The 17882-nt window shown below is 64.4% G+C and carries 15 protein-coding genes; 2 read left to right on the forward strand and 13 right to left on the reverse strand.

Features of this window, described 5'->3' with window-relative positions; translation table 11 throughout:
• Nucleotides 1-66: 66 nt before the first annotated feature.
• Genes D2V17_RS07525 through D2V17_RS07535 form a run of 3 tightly spaced genes read right to left on the reverse strand, consistent with a single transcriptional unit; the run spans nucleotide 67 to nucleotide 2143 of the window.
• Nucleotides 67-753: a glutathione S-transferase family protein gene (locus tag D2V17_RS07525; protein ID WP_119592462.1), complete on the reverse strand. Its 687-nt coding sequence runs from the start codon at nucleotides 751-753 to the stop codon at nucleotides 67-69.
• Between the two features lie 7 nt (nucleotides 754-760).
• Complete coding sequence (locus D2V17_RS07530) at nucleotides 761-1414, reverse strand: CoA transferase subunit B (RefSeq protein WP_119592479.1); 654 nt, start codon at nucleotides 1412-1414, stop codon at nucleotides 761-763.
• Nucleotides 1415-1420: 6 nt separating this feature from the next.
• Entirely contained in the window at nucleotides 1421-2143 is a 723-nt protein-coding gene (locus D2V17_RS07535; protein WP_119592463.1) for a CoA transferase subunit A, read from the reverse strand.
• A 376-nt stretch (nucleotides 2144-2519) separates the two neighbouring features.
• Here D2V17_RS07535 and D2V17_RS07540 point away from each other — a divergent pair, with 376 nt between their 5' ends.
• On the forward strand, nucleotides 2520-4826 hold the full coding sequence (locus D2V17_RS07540; RefSeq protein WP_119592464.1) for a CDC48 family AAA ATPase: 2307 nt from the start codon (nucleotides 2520-2522) through the stop codon (nucleotides 4824-4826).
• A gap of 232 nt (nucleotides 4827-5058) precedes the next feature.
• Here D2V17_RS07540 and D2V17_RS07545 read toward each other — a convergent pair whose 3' ends face one another.
• The 3 genes from D2V17_RS07545 to polA form a co-directional block, all read right to left on the reverse strand.
• A complete protein-coding gene (locus D2V17_RS07545) occupies nucleotides 5059-5871 on the reverse strand; it encodes a toll/interleukin-1 receptor domain-containing protein (protein WP_119592465.1) in 813 nt (270 codons plus the stop codon).
• A 242-nt stretch (nucleotides 5872-6113) separates the two neighbouring features.
• Nucleotides 6114-7229: a mechanosensitive ion channel family protein gene (locus tag D2V17_RS07550; RefSeq protein ID WP_119592466.1), complete on the reverse strand. Its 1116-nt coding sequence runs from the start codon at nucleotides 7227-7229 to the stop codon at nucleotides 6114-6116.
• Between the two features lie 43 nt (nucleotides 7230-7272).
• Nucleotides 7273-10107: a DNA polymerase I gene (gene polA / locus D2V17_RS07555; RefSeq protein ID WP_119592480.1), complete on the reverse strand. Its 2835-nt coding sequence runs from the start codon at nucleotides 10105-10107 to the stop codon at nucleotides 7273-7275.
• 247 nt (nucleotides 10108-10354) lie between these two features.
• On the opposite strand from polA, the gene D2V17_RS07560 reads away from it, so the two are divergent.
• Nucleotides 10355-10597: a hypothetical protein gene (locus tag D2V17_RS07560; RefSeq protein WP_119592467.1), complete on the forward strand. Its 243-nt coding sequence runs from the start codon at nucleotides 10355-10357 to the stop codon at nucleotides 10595-10597.
• Nucleotides 10598-10722: 125 nt separating this feature from the next.
• On the opposite strand, the gene bla is transcribed toward D2V17_RS07560, so the two are convergent.
• The 7 genes from bla to D2V17_RS07595 all read right to left on the reverse strand — a co-directional run.
• Nucleotides 10723-11745: a class A beta-lactamase gene (bla, locus tag D2V17_RS07565; protein ID WP_119592468.1), complete on the reverse strand. Its 1023-nt coding sequence runs from the start codon at nucleotides 11743-11745 to the stop codon at nucleotides 10723-10725.
• Nucleotides 11746-11893: 148 nt separating this feature from the next.
• Complete coding sequence (locus tag D2V17_RS07570; protein ID WP_119592469.1) at nucleotides 11894-12301, reverse strand: baeRF12 domain-containing protein; 408 nt, start codon at nucleotides 12299-12301, stop codon at nucleotides 11894-11896.
• Nucleotides 12302-12395: 94 nt separating this feature from the next.
• Nucleotides 12396-13187 (reverse strand): class I SAM-dependent methyltransferase, encoded by a 792-nt coding sequence (locus tag D2V17_RS07575; RefSeq protein ID WP_119592470.1) that lies wholly within the window; start codon nucleotides 13185-13187, stop codon nucleotides 12396-12398.
• Between the two features lie 68 nt (nucleotides 13188-13255).
• The gene (locus D2V17_RS07580; protein WP_119592471.1) at nucleotides 13256-14536 is read right to left on the reverse strand and encodes an APC family permease; all 1281 of its coding nucleotides are present in this window, start codon (nucleotides 14534-14536) and stop codon (nucleotides 13256-13258) included.
• A gap of 101 nt (nucleotides 14537-14637) precedes the next feature.
• On the reverse strand, nucleotides 14638-16287 hold the full coding sequence (gene groL / locus D2V17_RS07585) for a chaperonin GroEL (protein ID WP_119592472.1): 1650 nt from the start codon (nucleotides 16285-16287) through the stop codon (nucleotides 14638-14640).
• A gap of 52 nt (nucleotides 16288-16339) precedes the next feature.
• Nucleotides 16340-16627, reverse strand: coding sequence for a co-chaperone GroES (gene groES / locus D2V17_RS07590; protein ID WP_119592473.1), 288 nt, complete (start codon nucleotides 16625-16627; stop codon nucleotides 16340-16342).
• A gap of 151 nt (nucleotides 16628-16778) precedes the next feature.
• The coding region (locus D2V17_RS07595) for an MATE family efflux transporter (protein ID WP_119592474.1) at nucleotides 16779-17882 on the reverse strand (1104 nt) is incomplete at its 5' end.

Raw genomic sequence — 17882 nt, forward strand, 5'->3', positions numbered from 1 at the left:
TGCCGCCTTGTCGCATGGCTCCGCGCAGAAATGCAATGCCCTATAACAATTATCGTATGAAAGGGATTATCCCGCTTGGCGATAGTCCGCCGTCAGGGTGCCCGAGGCGGCCAGCTCCTCCTCGTGGCTGGTCTCGCGCCAGCTTTCGGCAAGCGCAGCCAGCTCCCACTCCTGCATGGCTGGATGCGCGAGCATGTGTTCGACCCATCGCGCACCCTCGCCGACATCGAGACCATAGGTGCGGATGCGATAGGCAACCGGGGCGAAGAAGGCGTCGAGCGCGCTGAAATGAGGCCCCGCCAGCCACGGCCCCCCGAAGCGGTCCAGCCCCTGTTCGAACAGCTCGCGCAGCCGTGCCACGTCCTTCGCCAGCGCAGGCGAGTGCGGACCTTTCTGCACCCGCACCCCGACATTCATCGTGCACTCGTTGCGCAAGGGGGCAAAGCCGCCGTGCATCTCGGTAACGCCGCACATGGCAAAAGCGCGCGCCTCCTCGTCCTGCGGCCAGACACCGGGGTGACGCTCCGCCAGATAAAGCACAATGCCGAGCGAATCCCACACGGTGCGTTCCCCGTCGAGCAGCACCGGCACCTGCCCTGTGGGCGAGAAGCTGCGGAACGCCTCGTAGTTCACGGGCTTGGTGAACGGCTCGATCCGGTCCTCGAAGGCGATGCCGAGCGCCTTCATCAGCACCCACGGGCGCAGCGACCAGCTCGAATAGTTCCGGTTCGCCGTGATCAGGGTGTAGCCCATGCGCGGGTCAGACGACGTAATGCGCGGTGGTCTTGGCGGCCACTTCGTCCGCCGTCACACCCGGAGCCAGCTCGATCAGCCTGAACGGCGAGGAATGGTCGGGCCGCTGGAACACGGCGAGATCGGTGATCAGCATGTCGATCACGTTCCTGCCGGTGAGCGGCAGCGAGCATTCGGGGATGAATTTGGGCTCGCCGTGCTTGGAGACGTGCTCCATCACGCAGATGATCTTCTTCACGCCTGCCACCAGGTCCATCGCGCCGCCCATGCCCTTGATGAGCTTGCCGGGGATCATCCAGTTGGCGATGTCGCCATTTTCCGAGACTTCCATCGCGCCCAGAACGGTGAGATCGATATGCCCGCCGCGGATCATCGCGAAGCTCGTCGCGCTGTCGAAATAGGCCGAGTGCGGCAATTCCGAGATCGTCTGCTTGCCCGCGTTGATGAGGTCGGCGTCGACCTCGTCGGGGGCGGGGAAGGGGCCGATGCCGAGCATTCCGTTCTCGCTTTGCAGCGTGACGTGGATGTCGTCGGGGATGTGGTTGGCCACCAGCGTGGGGATGCCGATACCGAGGTTGACGTAAAACCCGTCTTCCAGCTCTCTGGCGGCGCGGGCGGCGATCTGGTCGCGGGTCCAGCCCTTGGTCAGTCCATCATGCATGGTCATTCATCCCATCTCCGTTTCGCGGGTGGTCACAAATTCGATCTTCTTGTCGTAAGGCGCGCCCACGATCATGCGCTGGACGTAAACGCCCGGCAGGTGAATCTGGTCGGGGTCGAGTGCGCCGGCCGGCACCACTTCCTCCACCTCCACCACGCAGACCTTGCCGCAGGTGGCGGCGGGCACGTTGAAATTGCGCGCCGTCTTGCGGAACACCACGTTGCCGGTTTCGTCGGCCTTCCACGCCTTCACGATCGAGAGGTCGGCGAAGATGCCGCGTTCGAGGATATAGTCCTCCATCTCGCCCTCGCGATTGGGGAACTGCTTCACTTCCTTGCCCTCGGCCACCAGCGTGCCGACGCCGGTCTTGGTGTAGAAGCCGGGAATGCCCGCCCCGGCCGAACGCATACGCTCGGCCAGCGTGCCTTGGGGGGAGAACTCCACCTCCAGCTCGCCCGAGAGATACTGGCGCTCGAACTCCTTGTTTTCGCCCACGTAGGACGAAATCATTTTCTTCACCTGCTGCGTGCGCAGCAACATGCCGATGCCCTCGTTGTCGATCCCGGCATTGTTCGAGGCGAAGGTGAGGCCCTTCACGCCCGAGGCCTGAATGGCCTTGAGCAGACGCTCGGGAATGCCGCAGAGGCCGAATCCGCCCGAGGCGATCAGCATATCGTCATGCAACAGGTCCGAAAGCGCGGCTTCGGCGGAGGGGTAGAGTTTGTTCACAGGTGGCTCCCGAAGGGTAGGTTTCCATCTTGGCGACTGACAAGGGAGCATAGGGCCTTCCATGCCGTGCTGCAGCATAAATTCTGCTCCCGACCGCCGAGCGGGCACAGCAACGGGCCAGCCAGCGTGCTTTACCTAGTAAGTTGCATTCCATGCAACTCAGCTTGCGCTTTTCGCACTTGCGAAATGGCGGGTAAGTTGCGAATAAGGACCTGCCTTTCAGGCATCCTCTCCCAAGACTTTCCAAGCCCGGCTGGCAACAGCCGGGCTTTTTTTCTGCCTGTCTCACGGCGGTCGCATGCCCACGCGTTTGCAATGGGTCGCAGGGCTTCCTAGCTTTCTGACATCAGTAGCGAACGGGAAGGCTTTTCACAGCATGGCAGATGGAGACACGCTCGACGCCGCAGCGGGCACGGCACGTTTGCAGGTTGCGGCTGCGCGGCAGGAGGAATCGGGCCGCGGGATCGCCCGCATGCCGCGCTCGGCGTTTCAGGCGCTCGGCATTACCGAGGGCGACCCGGTCGAGATCGAGGGCAAGCGCACCACTGCCGCCATCGCCATGGCCGCCTATCCTGAAGACGAGAGCCTGCAGGTGATCCGGCTCGACGGGCTCCAGCGCGGCAATGCCGAGACCGCCTCGGGCGAGCATGTCGCGGTGCGCCGCGCCCAGCCGCGCGCCGCCACGCGTGTGGTTTTCGCGCCCGCGCAGAAGCAGATGCGTCTGCAAGGCCCGACCGAAGCGCTGAAGCGCGTGTTCGCGGGCAAGCCGCTCACGGCAGGCGACCTCGTGGCCACGCACGGCCAGCAGCCGGTTCAGAACGTGCCGCCCGAAGTGCGCCGCCTGTTCAACACGCCGGCCTATGCGCTGACCGAAATCCGCCTTCAGGTCGTGTCGACCAGCCCCAAGGGCATCGTGGCCATCGACGCCAATACCGAGATTGAACTGCGCGCCGAGTTCGAGGAACCCAAGGGCGGGCGCGGCACGGTCAACTATGACGATGTCGGCGGCATGGAAGACACGATCAAGCAACTGCGCGAGATGGTCGAACTGCCGCTGCGCTATCCCGAGCTGTTCACCCGGCTCGGCGTCGATCCGCCTAAGGGCGTGTTGCTGCATGGCCCGCCCGGCACCGGCAAGACGCGCCTTGCACAGGCCGTCGCCAACGAGAGCGATGCCGAGTTCTTCTCGATCAATGGCCCGGAAATCATGGGCTCGGCCTATGGCGAGAGCGAGGCGCGCCTGCGTGAGGTGTTCGAAGAGGCCGAGCGCAGTCAGCCCGCCATCGTCTTCATCGACGAGATCGATTCGATCGCGCCCAAGCGTCAGAATGTGCAGGGCGAGGCGGAAAAGCGGCTGGTCGCGCAGCTGCTCACGCTGATGGACGGCCTGCAAAGCCGCGCCAATCTGGTGGTGATCGCGGCGACCAACCGCCCCGACGCCATCGACGAGGCGCTGCGCCGCCCCGGGCGGTTCGACCGCGAGATCGTGATCGGCGTGCCCGACGAGGGCGGTCGGCGCGAGATCCTGGCGATCCATACCCGCGGCATGCCGCTGGGCGAAGGGGTCGATCTGGCGGAGCTGGCGCGCGCGACCCACGGGTTTGTCGGGGCTGACCTTGCTGCGCTCACCCGCGAGGCGGCGATCGAGGCTGTGCGCCGGATCATGCCGAAGCTCGACCTCGATGCGCGCGAAATCCCGGCTTCGGTGCTGGAGGAACTGTGCGTCGAGAAGGGCGACTTCCGCGAGGCGCTGAAGCGCGTCCAGCCCAGCGCCATGCGCGAGGTGATGGTGCAGGCGCCCAAGGTCGGCTGGTCCGATCTGGGCGGTCTCGACGAGGCTATCGAATCGCTCAAGGAGGGCGTGGAGCTACCCTTGCGCAACCCGCAGGCGTTCGAGCGGCTGGGCATTCGCCCGGCCAAGGGCTTCCTGCTCTATGGCCCGCCCGGCACCGGCAAGACGCTGCTCGCCAAGGCCGTGGCCAAGGAGGCCGAGGCGAACTTCATCTCGATGAAGTCGAGCGATCTTTTGTCGAAATGGTACGGCGAGAGCGAGCAGCAGATCGCCAAGATGTTCGCCCGTGCGCGGGCGGTGGCGCCTTGTGTGATCTTCATCGACGAGATCGATTCGCTGGTCCCGGCGCGCGGCTCAGGCGCGGGCGAACCGCAGGTGACGGCGCGGGTGGTCAACACGATCCTTGCCGAGATGGACGGGATGGAGGAGCTTAGCTCCATCGTGGTGATCGGCGCGACTAACCGGCCGACGCTGGTCGATCCGGCGCTGCTGCGTCCGGGGCGGTTCGACGAACTGGTCTATGTCGGCGCGCCCGACGAGGCGGGCCGCGAGCATATCCTGAAGATCCACACCGCCAACATGCCGCTTGCGGATGACGTCGACCTCGCCGCGCTTGCGGGCGAGACCGAACGCTACACCGGCGCGGACCTCGAAGACGTGGTGCGCCGCGCGGGCCTTGCCGCCATTCGCCGGTCAAGCTCTGCACCAGACACGGTGAGCGCGGCGGACTTCGCCGAAGCCCTCAAGGCCTCGCGCCCCACGGTGACGCCGCAAATGGACGCCGAATATGCCAAGATGAAGGGCGAACTGAAGCGCAAGGCGCTGGAAGTGCGGCCCATAGGCTTCATCACCGATGGCATGGTGGAAAGCACGCGCGGGTCGAAGCATTAGCGAGTTAGCGCCAGCTGGCCCTGCCTGTGGCGGGCTGGCTGGCGATGCTCGTCGGCTGAAGAGGGGCGGGAAGCTTTCGTGCGAGCATGTTAGGTGCAAGCGCAGAAGGGCGCTATCGGACCATTCGTCTCAGACAATGCTCGTCCTTCTATTTGCGACTAGCAGCGAGCGGAAAGATCTGGGCGGTGGGCGCACGTCTGTCCTGACCCTGGTTCGGAAACGGGGAGGCAGCTTAACTGCGAACCTCGGCCTGAGCGGCTGTTAATACTTTATCTGTAAAGTCAATACGATGAGGCTTGCCCATCTGACCGAACTCTATCCAGTCTGGAAGCTCGGATAAATATATATGAGCCGTGGTTGAACTGTTTACAGGATTGTTGAATCCACGCGCGAAGCATCCGTGCTGCCTGCTTTCGCCACATATCATCATAGCCAAACTGCCAATAACACCACGAGGTCCGGGCAAAAAGCTTGTTAGAAGAGACTCTTGATCTTCTTGAACCACTGCTATCGTCGGAGTCCAAGTTCCTGTTCGGGGCCAAACCTCTAGAACGAAGCCCTTATCGATCCTATATAACTTGTGGCCAAACTTTGATGGCTCGGCAATCTGTGTCTTGTTCGCACCTTTTACCGAATCGCCTATCTGCTGAGCCCACTCATTATGGTGCAAGTTGACGCACAGCCTAGTAGCTAGTGCAGAGGGAATAATATTCGGATCGAACTCGCCCGCGAATAAACCGATAAGAGGAAATGCTGAACCACGAGTCCGTAGTGCTCTATCGAGCGCATATGCTAATTCCTCTTGGCACGGCTCGCTCTTCAAGCTGTTCTCAGTAACATAGATGACCCACGCAGCCACATCAGGAGCTTTGATCGCTGCGTCAATCTGATCCCACAACCGTCGTCCAGCGAGCAATTGAACTCTGTCGAAGCCTAATTCTAAGCCGCAATTACTAAGTTCTGATATGATGTGATCCACATCATCTTCTTCGTTGTCCTTCCATGCATAGGTCAGCCAAATCTTCGTTTCCTCTACCTTCTCAATGTCCCGAGTGGCTGATCCGCCGCAGTTAGGCTAGTTTGTCCGACCGGCGCCAATGCTCACCGCAATCCAAACTACGCTCGCTCGCAATGAAGCCGCGAGCACGCCAACCTGCCGAAGTTTTGACGAGCGGGGCGACAAGAACGGCGATCGTAGTGCGGGCCTTCATACCGCCAAGCTGTCGTTTTTCGGAAGATCCGTCAACGTCTGCAAGGGGGTCGTAAACGGACGTCGCCAGATAAGCCTCAACCTTCCCCACCCATCTGCGCCAGCGCCTCAGCCGAAGGCGCGCCGAGCGGCTGGCCATCCGCGCCCACCGAAATAACGCGGCTGCGCACCAGCGCCTCGGGCATTTCCGCTGCGAGCCACTGGATCAGCGCCTCGCGGATGTCGCAGCGCAGGTCGTAAAGCGTGGGCGAATCCTTCGCCGTCATCAGCAGACGGACCTCGATGGCATCGCGCGTCAGGTCGGTCACCTGCATATGGCGAACGCGCCCGTCCCAGCGCTGGTTGCTCTCCACCAGTTCCAGGAACCTGGCGCGGATCGGGTCGAGCCTGGTCGCCGGGTCGACATAGAGATAGACCGTGCCCAGCAGTTGCGCGGTGGTCTTGGTCCAGTTCTGGAAGATCTCGTCGAGGAATTTGGAGGTCGGCACTACCAGCCGCCGCTCGTCCCACACCTTCACCACCACGTAGGTCGTGCGAATATCCTCGATCCAGCCCCATTCGCCGCCGACGATCACCGCATCGCCCAGCCGGATCGGCTCGGTCAGCGCCATCTGTACGCCCGCGATCAGCGACTTCAATGCCGGTTGCGCCGCCGCGCCCACCGCCAGTGCGGCAAGGCCCGCCGAGGCCATCAGCGTCACCCCGATATCGCGCACGCCGGGGATCGACAGCAGCATCAGGCCCACGGTGATGAAGATCACCACGAAGGTGCCGATGCGCGAGAGGATACGCAGCCGCGTCTGCCTCTGGCGTGCGCGCAGGTTGTCCGCAGCATCGAGGTCGAGGTGCATTTCGGCCGATGTGACCAGCGCGCGCATGATCGCCAGCGCCATCCAGCCGATCAACGCGGGCATGACGAAACCGGCGATCTTCTCCCACGCCGATTCGAGCAGGGGCGTCTCGCGCGCGGCCAGCACGAGGCCAAGTGCCGCCATCGACCAGCGCGAGGGGCTGCGCAGCGAGCTGACGATGGCGCCGTCGGACAGGCTCTTGCTTGAACGCGTGATGCGGGTGAGCACGCCGAAGATCAGCCAGTGCACGATCAGGGCCACGGCAATGCCGACAGACCCGTAGATCAGCGCCTCGCCAATCTGCGGCCAGCTTACGGATACCCTGTCGGCGAGCTGTTGCATCGCGCCAAGCTAAGCATGTTGCGTTGCAACATCAACCCGGTGACTAGTGCGCGGCATCCCAGCTTGCCCCGTGGCCGATTTCCACCCCGAGCGGCACGCTGATGCTCACCGAAGGCGCAGCGGCCCCTTCCATCACCGCGCGGATGACCTTGCTGGCCGCGTCGACATCGCCTTCCGGCAGTTCGAACACCAGTTCGTCGTGGACCTGCAACAGCATTCGCACGTTGGGCAGACCCGCCTCGGCGAGCGCGGGCATCATCCGGGCCATGGCGCGCTTGATGATATCGGCGCAGGTGCCCTGGATCGGCGCGTTGATCGCGGCGCGCTCGGAGCCCTGCCGCTCGGCCTGATTCTTCGAATTGATGCGCGGGAACCACGTCTTGCGCCCGAACAGCGTCTCCGAATAGCCCTTCGCGCGCACGCTTTCGAGCGTCTCGGCGATATAGCGCTGGATGCCGGGGAAGCGCTGGAAATAGCGGTCGATCATCGCCTGCGCCTCGTCGGGCTCGACCTTGAGGCGGCCCGCCAGCCCCCAGCGCGAAATGCCGTAAAGGATCGCGAAGTTGATCGTCTTGGCGGCGGCGCGGGTGTCGCGGGTGACCTCGCCGTACATCTCCTGCGCGGTGCGGGCGTGGATGTCCTCTCCGTTGGCGAAAGCCTCTTTCAGCGCTGGCACGTCGGCCATGTGCGCTGCAAGGCGCAGCTCGATCTGCGAGTAGTCCGCTGCCAGCAGCACGTTGCCCTCTTCGGGCACGAAGGCCTTGCGGATCTCGCGCCCGATCTCGGTGCGGATCGGGATGTTTTGCAAGTTCGGATCGGTCGAGGACAGCCGCCCGGTCTGCGCGCCCACGAGGCTGTAGCTGGTGTGGACGCGGCCCGTGTTCGGCTTGATCGCGGCCTGCAAGGCGTCGGTGTAAGTGGACTTGAGCTTTGACAGCTGCCGCCATTCGAGCACCTTGTCGGCAATTTCCGCGCCTTCGCCTGAAAGCTTTTCGAGAATGGCCTGATCGGTCGAGTATTGCCCGCTCTTGCCTTTGCGCCCGCCCTTGTAGCCGAGCTTGTCGAACAGGATATCGCCCAGCTGCTTGGGGCTGCCGATGGTGAATTCCTGACCCGCGAGCTGGTGCACCTCGCCCTCGATCCGCGCGATTTCGGTGGCGAAGCGTTCGGACAGCTTGGCCAGCGCCGCACGGTCGACCTTGATGCCCTCGCGCTCCATCCCGGCGATCACGCTTATCAGCGGACGGTCCACCCGCTGATAGATCCGCGTTGCGCCTTCGCCGGGCAGGCGGTGGCGCATGATCCGGTGGAGCCGCCAGGTCACATCGGCATCCTCGGCGGCATATTCGGTGGCCTTGTCGAGCGGGACTTCGCCGAAGGGGATCGCCTTCTTGCCCGCGCCGCAGACGTCCTTGAACTTCATCGTAGTGTGGCCGAGGTGGCGCTCGGCCAGTTCGTCCATCCCGTGGCCGCCGCCGATTCCGTCTTCGGAGCGGCCTGCGTCCATTGCGAAGCTCATCACCATGGTGTCGTCGATGGGCGCGACCGTGATCCCATGGCGCGCGAGCACGGTGAGGTCATACTTGATGTTCTGCCCGACCTTGAGCACGGCATCGCTCTCAAGCAGCGGCTTCAGTGCGGCGAGCGCGGCCTCAAGCTCTACCTGCTCGGGCTTTTCGGCAAACATGTCGCTGCCGCCGTGGGCAAGGGGGATATAACAGGCGTCGTTTGGCCCCAGCGCGAGGCTGATCCCGACCAGATCGGCCTGCATCGAATCGAGCGCCGAGGTTTCGGTGTCCACCGCCACCTCGCGCGCGGCGAAGGCACGGGCGATCCAGTGTTCGAGCCGCTCCATCGTCTGCACGCATTCGTAGGCCGAGCGGTCGACCGCGGGCCACTCGGGCAGCTCCTGCGCATTGCCGCTGGCGGATGCCGCCTCGCCCGCGTGCTCTGCCTTGGCGGGGTTGAGGTTGGTGGTGCGGCTGGGGCTGCCCGTGCCCGCGCCGAGGCGCTTGAGCAGCGAATTGAACCCGTGCAGGCGCAGGAAATCGGCCAGCGGTTCGGCCGGAATGCCGCTGAGCTTCATGTCTTCGAGCGGCACAGGCAGTTCGCAGTCGCTCTTCAGCTCGACCAGCTGGCGGCTGAGCATGGCCATGTCGCGACCCTCCAGCAGGCGCTCCTTGAGCTTCGACGTTTTCATCTCCGATGCCGCATCGAGCGCAGCGGCCAGCGATCCGTTCTCGGCGATCAGCTTGGTCGCGGTCTTGGGGCCGATGCCGTAGATGCCGGGAATGTTGTCGACGCTGTCGCCCATCAGCGCGAGCACGTCGCCCACCAACTCCGGCCCGACGCCGAATTTTTCCTCCACCTCGGGGATGTAGATCCGCGCGTCCTTCATCGTGTCGAGCATGTCGATGCGCGCGCCGTTTTCCTCGCCCACTAGCTGCATCAGATCCTTGTCGGAGGAGACGATGGTCACGTCCCAGCCCTGGCGCTGCGCAGCGCGGGCATAGGAGGCGATCAGGTCGTCGGCCTCGAAACCCTCTTCCTCGATGCAGGGCAGCGAGAAGGCGCGGGTGGCGTCGCGGATCAGCGGGAACTGTGGGCGCAGGTCTTCGGGCGGGGGCGGGCGGTTGGCCTTGTACTGATCGTAAAGGTCGTTGCGGAACGAATGGCTCGACTTGTCGAGAATCACCGCGAGGTGCGTCGGGCCGTCGGCCTTGTCGAGATCGTCGGCCAGCTTCCACAGTATGGTGGTATAGCCATAGACCGCGCCCACGGGCGTGCCCTCGGGGTTGGTCAGCGGGGGCAGCCGGTGATAGGCGCGGAAGATATAGGCCGAACCGTCGACCAGATAGAGATGTTGCTTGTCGGCCATGAATGCGCTGCTAGCACGCGGCTTGCGGCGGGTCAGCCGCAAAGAATGGGGCAGGTCGGGAATGGCGGATTTCCGCCATTCGTGCCATAATTCGGCCACGATTGAGGCTCGGTTCGCCGCATTGTTGCCTTATTCTGCTTGCGTGGACCAGAATGTGGCCTTATTTGGGCAGCCAGAGCGAGCGCTTTGCTGCTCTGGCCCGGCATCTGCCTGGCCATGATTTCTCTGTTTTTGGGGATTTATTATTATGCGCAAGATCATCCTCGCCGCCGCCGCTGCTGGCGCTGCCCTGACCCTCTCGGCTTGCTCGGAAGGCGCCGACGAAGCCGTCGACAGCTCGATGGCTGACGCCGAAGCCAATGCCGACGCCGGCATGGAAGCTGTTGATTCGGCTGCTGACAGCGCGATGGCTGCTGTTGATTCGGCTGCTGACTCGGGCATGGCTGCTGTTGACTCGGCTGCTACCGCTGTCGAGAGCGCTGCCGAGTAATTCATTACTCAGCGAAGTTACGCGAAGGGGCGCGACCTGCGGGTCGCGCCCCTTTTCGTTTGTGCGCCTGATAAGGGCGTCGAACTGACCGGCAGGCCCTGTGAGAGGCCAACCGGGCAAGCCGATCAGTTGGAATTGGCGGCGTTGCCGTAGGTGGCGTTGGCGAACTGGCGGCCTGAGCCGGTCGCCGAATAACCATCGTAGATCGCGCGTGCGATCGAGGCGATGCGCTGCTCGCGGTTGCCGCGCGAGCCTTGGCCCGTGACATAGATCGCCACCACATAGGAACGGCCATCGGGCGCGGTGATGATGCCGATGTCGCTCGACGTGTTGTTGAGCGAGCCGGTCTTGTGCGCCACGCTGACATCGCCCGGCATCTGTCCGCGAATACGGCGTGCCCCGGTGCGGCAGCGCGCCATCGCATCGAGAATCACCGAGCGGCTTTCCGCCGACAGCCACTGGCCCTGATAAAGCCCGGTGAGCAGCGCCACCATGGTTTGCGGGGTCGCGCTGTCGCGCAGATCGATATGCTGGGCGGGGTCGAACTCGCCATCGTCACGCACCAGCGTGGCGATATCGCGGGTCAGTTGGAAGCCTTCCAGCCCGGCGCGGCGCATCCAGTCGTTCACCGCCTGCGGCCCGCCGACGGCTGCCAGCAAGGCATCGGTGGCCGGGTTCGAACTGCGCGTGATCATCAGGTCGATCAACTGCGCCGCCGACATATACTCGCCCTTGCGCACCGGGGCGGTGGCGGTCGAGAACGGGGTCGAACGGACCGACCACAGCAGCGGGAATTCGCTGCTGAGGCTCCACTTGCCCTGTTCCACGCCCTCCATATAGGTCGCGGCAATGGCGATCTTGCTGGTGCTGGCCATCGGAAAGCGCTGGTCACCCAGCACCGAAATCTCGCGTCCGGTCGAAAGATCTATCGCCGCCACGCCGATTCGGCCCGAACTGCCATCGGCCAGCTGCGCGATCTGGCGCGCCAGCGGGTCGGCATAGTCGGGGTTGAATTCGCGCGGAGCGCGCAGATCGGTGCCGAAAGCACTGTCGAACGCGTTCTCGAAATCGTTGGCCTGCACCGATGACAGCGGGGCAATGGCGAGCGAGGCGATGGCTGCGAGCCGGGCAATCAGGTTTCTGGTCATATAGGGAGTTTCCACGGTTCGCCTTGTTGATAGCTTAACAAGGACACGCGCAAATCCCACGGTACGACGAATCGAGCCTAATTTTCGCTGGAATGTTGGGAACTCCGCGAATGGGCCGACAAATGTTGGTCTGCCAGCCCGTGCGATGTCATGCCCGTTCAATCGCTTTGGCAACGTTTTCCAGCGGTTCGGTGGCGATGGCTTTGCCGATCTCGCCAATCAGACAGGCCTCCAGTTCCTTGTGATAATGGCGCCGCATCTCGCCCAGCGACTTGGGATCGGCGATCACGATAAGCTCGCCGAGTTCATCTGCCAGCGCCTTGGCGTTAAGCCATTCGGCGGCCGCCGCAGCATGGGCAAGCTCTTCCAGATCGCTGTTGCCGGTGCGGCGCCCCATATCGTCCTGATCGCGCACCCCGGCGCTGTAGTTCGTCGTTTCGAGGCTGGGCGTGGCCACCACGCTCAGTTTCGGCTCGAACGGCTGGCCATCGTTGCGCGCGAGCAGAAAGTTCTCGCCATCGACGAGCGCGACATGGGCCTTGTGCGGACACTTCATAATCGGGGTCTCTCCTTCGGTCTGCTTTCCCGTAATGAACGGTCGGCAGGCCGAAGGGGTCCGAGAATTTCCGCTTTATGCGGTGGTCTGCCCGCTATGCGGGTTTGCGCAGACGCCAGGCGAACTGGTCGGTGCTGCCGCGGATCGCATCGTCGAAGACGTTGGCCTCGTGCGGATCGCCGGGCTGGGCATAGAGGTCGCTTTCCTCTTCCAGCACGAAGCCGGCGTCCGTGAGCGCCTTCTTTGCCAGTTCGGGGTCCATCCGGTGCAGCTTGCCCGCCGCATCAAGGCCGCCGCCCGCATTGGCGACATGGTCGACGACCACCAGCGTGCCGCCGGGTTTCAGCGAGGCATAAAGGTTGGCAATCGCCTTTTGCGCGGTGCCCTCGGGCATTTCGGGAATGAACAGGTCGTGCAGGTTCATCACCGTGATGATCGTGTCGAGCGGTTCGGGCCAGCCCGGCTCGGCAATCGGGCCGCGCACCGGGAACACGCGCACCGGCTCACCCTGATCGTTGGTGTATGGCGCGATCGCCGCGTCCTGCTCTTCGGCATATTCGGGGCGGAACGAAATGAACTCGGTCGGCTGGAAGGCATAGACCTTGCCATCGGCCCCCACGGCCGTGGCGAGCAGGCGGGTCACATAGCCGCCGCCCATGATGTAGTCGCCGACCACATCGCCCTTCTTGACCTGGGCGAAGGCGAGCAGTTCGCCGGGCTTGCGCTTGGCGTCATACTGCTGATCGTCGCTGCGCGAGATGTCGGTGATGGCCTGCATGTACTGGCGGGCCGGGTCCTGCGTCTCGGTGGCGGCGGGCTCGTCTGTTCCGCTGCCGCAGGAGGCCAGAGCCGTGGCGGCAAGCGCCGCGAACAGAAGTCTGCGCATAGTCTATCCCCTCTCGTTGTTGTCGGAACGGAGGCTAACCCGAATCGGGCCAAGCGCAAAGCGCCCTCTCAGGCACGGCGGCGCGCGAGGAGGTAGAGCAATGTGCCGACCGCCAGAACCCCAAGCGTCGGCAAGGCGGAGGACAGCGGCACCTGCGCCAGCAGCCACAGGTTGAACACCAGCGCGAACAGCACCAGGGCAGACCACAGGATCAGCATCGGCCCTTGCGGGCGGTCTTCCCCCGCGCGCCACAGCATTGGCAGCGCCAGCACGGTGAGGAGGATCACCAGCGTCTCCAGCGCCACCATATAGGTGGCCAGCGTGGCGAAGGTTCCGCTCAGCGCCAGCGCGAGGACGATCATGGCATAACAGAGAATGGCCGGGGTCGGCGTGCCGAAGCGCGGCGAGATCCGCGCCAGCAGCGCCGGGAGCAGGCCGCGCGAGGCCATGCCGTAGATCAGGCGCGGCATCGAGACGAAGTAGCTCAGTTGGTTGGCGCCGGTGGAGAAGATCGCCGCCACCGAGATCAGCGCCACGCCGAGCGGGCCGAACACCGCCTCCCCCGCCGAGGCGAGCGGGCGGTCGGCATTCACCGCTTGCGGGTCGATGGCGATATAGGCCCACTGCACGAAGGCGTAGAGCACCGCGATCAGCGCCAGGTTCACGAAAATCGAGCGATAGACGGTGCGCCGCGCCTCGCGCACTTCGCCCGCAACCACGGTGGAGAGCGCGCCGCCCGAATAGGCATAGGCGAGCAGCAGCGCGATCGATTCGACCTCGCCGAATTCGGGCAGGGCAAAGCCGGTCGGCACGCCGTTGGCGAGCAGCCCCGCGCCGCAGATCAGCAGGATCGGCCCGAGCTTGAGCAGCGTTCCCAGCCACAGCGCGCGGATCGAGTTGCGCGTGCCCGCGGCGGCAAGCCCGGTGAACAGCGCGATCAGCGCCGCGATGGTGGCGAGCCGGATGGCGGGATCGTCGAACAGCGGGAACAGCGCGGCGAGATAGCTCACCAGCACGTGGAAGTTGGCAGCGCGTGCGGCAAGGTTCTGGCCGAGCAGGAACCACCCTGCCTGAAATCCTGCGAAAGGCCCGAAGGCATGTTCGACATAGAGCTGCGGCCCGCCCGATTGCTCGTGCATCGTGCTGAGCCGGGCGTAGACCAGCGACGGCCCGGCCACGAGCAGCGCATAGGCCAGCACCACCAGCGGAGCATAGCCGCCCGCTCCGGCATAGAGCAGCGCGGGCAGGGCAAAGATGCCCGAGCCGATCACTCCGTTGAGGTTGATCAGCACCGCGCCGGCAAGGCCGATGGCGCGTGGCGGCTGGTTATGAGTGGAGGCCCCGTTCATGGCGCGAAGCTATCGCAAGCCTCGCAGACCGCCAAGCAAAAGGGCCCGGCGGATCGCTCCGCCGGGCCCCTTCGTGTCTGTGTTCGGACAGATGGCAGGGCTTAGAAGCCCATGCCGCCCATACCGCCCATGCCGCCCATGTCGGGCATGCCGCCACCGGCGGGCTTGTCCTCGGGGATTTCCGAGATTGCCGCTTCGGTGGTGATCAGCAGGCCGGCAACCGAAGCTGCGTCCTGCAGCGCGGTGCGCACGACCTTGGTCGGGTCGACCACGCCCGCCGCCACGAGGTTCTCGTAGGTGTCGGTGGCAGCGTTGAAGCCCTGGGTCTCGTCAGCCTCGCGCAGGAGGTTGCCCGAAACCACGGCGCCATCATGACCGGCGTTGGCCGCGATCTGACGCACCGGCGCCATGATCGCCTGACGCACGATTTCCACGCCGCGGGTCTGGTCGTTGTTGTCGCCAGTCAGGCCTTCGAGCGCCTTGGTGGCATAGAGCAGCGCGGTGCCGCCGCCGGGGACGATGCCCTCTTCGACAGCAGCGCGGGTGGCGTGCAGCGCATCGTCCACACGGTCCTTGCGCTCCTTCACTTCGACTTCCGACGCACCGCCGACCTTGATCACGGCCACGCCGCCAGCCAGCTTGGCAAGGCGTTCCTGCAGCTTCTCGCGGTCGTAGTCCGAGGTCGTGGTCTCGATCTGGGCGCGGATCTGTTCGACGCGGGCCTTGATCGCATCGGCTTCACCGAGGCCATCGACGATGGTGGTGTTGTCCTTGTCGATGGTGACCTTCTTGGCCTGACCGAGCATCGAGAGGCCGACGTTCTCAAGCTTGATGCCGAGATCTTCGGAGATCATCTCGCCCTGGGTCAGGATCGCGATGTCCTGCAGCATGGCCTTGCGGCGATCGCCGAAGCCCGGAGCCTTGACGGCTGCAACCTTGAGGCCGCCGCGCAGCTTGTTGACCACGAGGGTCGCCAGCGCTTCGCCTTCGATGTCCTCGGCGATGATCAGCAGCGGACGGCCGCTCTGAACGGTCGCTTCGAGTACCGGCAGCATGGCCTGCAGGTTCGAGAGCTTCTTCTCGTGGATGAGGATGTACGGGTTCTCGAGTTCGACCGTCATCTTCTCGGGGTTGGTGACGAAGTAGGGCGACAGGTAGCCGCGGTCGAACTGCATGCCTTCGACGACATCGAGTTCGAATTCGAGGCCCTTGGCCTCTTCCACGGTGATCACGCCTTCCTTGCCGACCTTTTCCATGGCTTCGGCGATCTTCTCGCCGACTTCCTTGTCGCCATTGGCCGAGATGATGCCGACCTGGGCGATTTCCGAGGAACCGGAAACGTCCTTCGAACGGGCCTGCAGGTCAGCGACGACCTTCGAGACGGCGAGGTCGATGCCGCGCTTGAGGTCCATCGGGTTCATGCCCGCGGCAACCGCGGTCATGCCTTCGCGCACGATCGCCTGAGCCAGCACGGTGGCGGTGGTGGTGCCGTCGCCGGCCTTGTCGTTCGCCTTCGAGGCCACTTCGCGCAGCATCTGCGCGCCCATGTTCTCGTACTTGTCCTTGAGCTCGATTTCCTTGGCGACGCTCACGCCGTCCTTGGTGATGCGCGGGGCACCGAAGCTCTTGTCGATCACGACGTTGCGGCCCTTGGGGCCGAGGGTGACCTTCACGGCATTGGCGAGCGTGTCCACGCCCTTGAGGATGCGCTCGCGCGCGTCACGGCCGAACTTGACGTCCTTGGCAGCCATTATCGTTTCTCCTGGAATATCGTTGGAAAGTGGAAAGCTGGGTGGGGTCGGCTCAGCCGATCACGCCCATGATGTCGCTTTCCTTCATGATCAGCAGGTCTTCACCGTCGATCTTGACCTCGGTGCCCGACCACTTGCCGAACAGCACGCGGTCGCCGGCCTTCACGTCGAGCGGAGTGACCTTGCCGTCTTCAGCCTTGGCGCCGGTGCCAACGGCGACGATCTCGCCTTCGCTCGGCTTTTCCTTGGCGCTGTCGGGGATGATGATGCCGCCGGCCGTCTTTTCCTCAGCTTCGAGGCGACGGACCAGAACGCGGTCGTGCAGGGGGCGGAATGCCATGTGTGTGACCTTTCCCAAAAGGTTGGATGTGTCGATTGGCACTCTCCTCGCGAGAGTGCCAGCGGCGCGGATATGGTTGGCGGCGGGCGGGCCGTCAACACCTTGGGTCGGGAAATTTTTTGCCCGATCAGGCTGGCGATCAGGCTGGCGGTCAGATAGCGGGCGGCGCGTAGGTCACCAGCCCGAGCGCCGCGCGCCGGTGCCAGCGCCATACCAGCAGCACTGCCGCCACGCTCAGCCCGAGCGCGAGCCCGTACCACACGCCTTCGCCCTCCAGCCCGAGCATGAAGGCCATGCCCATCGCCAGCCCGAAGCCGGGCACCCAGTAGGAGAAGATCGCGATCCACATCGGCATCCGGGTATCCTTCAGCCCGCGCAGGGCTCCGGCGGCGACCGCCTGCAACCCGTCGGACAGCTGGAACGCCGAGGCGACGACGAGGAAAATGCTCGCCTGCGCCACCAGTGCGGCATTCTCGGGCGACCCGGTGTCGATATAGATGCGCAGCAACAGCTCTGGCGCGCCGATCAGCAGCAGCGCTGAGGGTATGGCGAAGGCGAGGCACATGCCAATCGCGGTCCAGCCCGCGCGCGCGACGCCCAGCGCATCGCGCGCGCCGTGGAAGTAGCCGACCCGGATGGTCGCCGCCTGACCGATGCCGAACGGCACCTGAAAGGCGATGGCGGCGATTTGCAGCGCAAGCGCGTGGGCCGCCAGCTGCGCCGCGCCGAACAGGCCGACCAGGAAAGCCGCCGCGCCAAAAATGCCGCTTTCGGCCATGATCGTCAGCATGATCGGCGCGCCGATCCGCACCAGCTCGCCCAGCCGTTTCCAGTCCGCCCGCCAGAAGAAGCCGAACACGTGATAGCGCGCCAGCCGCGGATCGCGGGCGATGGCGATCACATAGGCGAGGAAGGTCAGGCAGGTGGTGAGCAGGGTGGCGATGGCCGCACCCTGAAGGCCAAGCTCGGGTGCGCCCCAGTTGCCGAAGATGAAGGCATAGTTGGCCGCGGCATTGATGAAGATGCCGAGCCCGGTAATCGCGGTCGCAAAGAACGGACGGCCAAGCGTCGCCACGAAATTGCGCAGCACGCTGCCTGCCACCGCCGGAATCAGCGAAAACAGCAGCACGTTCATGTAGCTGCCCGCCAGTGCGGCGATCTGCGGTTCCTGCCCGGTCAGCAGCATGAACGGCTCGGCAAAGGCGCACAGCAGGCTGGCCACCGCGCCCGAAGCCAGCGCCAGCCACAGCGCCAT

The organism is Aurantiacibacter xanthus (assembly GCF_003584015.1).
In the GTDB taxonomy this organism is placed as follows: domain Bacteria; phylum Pseudomonadota; class Alphaproteobacteria; order Sphingomonadales; family Sphingomonadaceae; genus Alteraurantiacibacter; species Alteraurantiacibacter xanthus.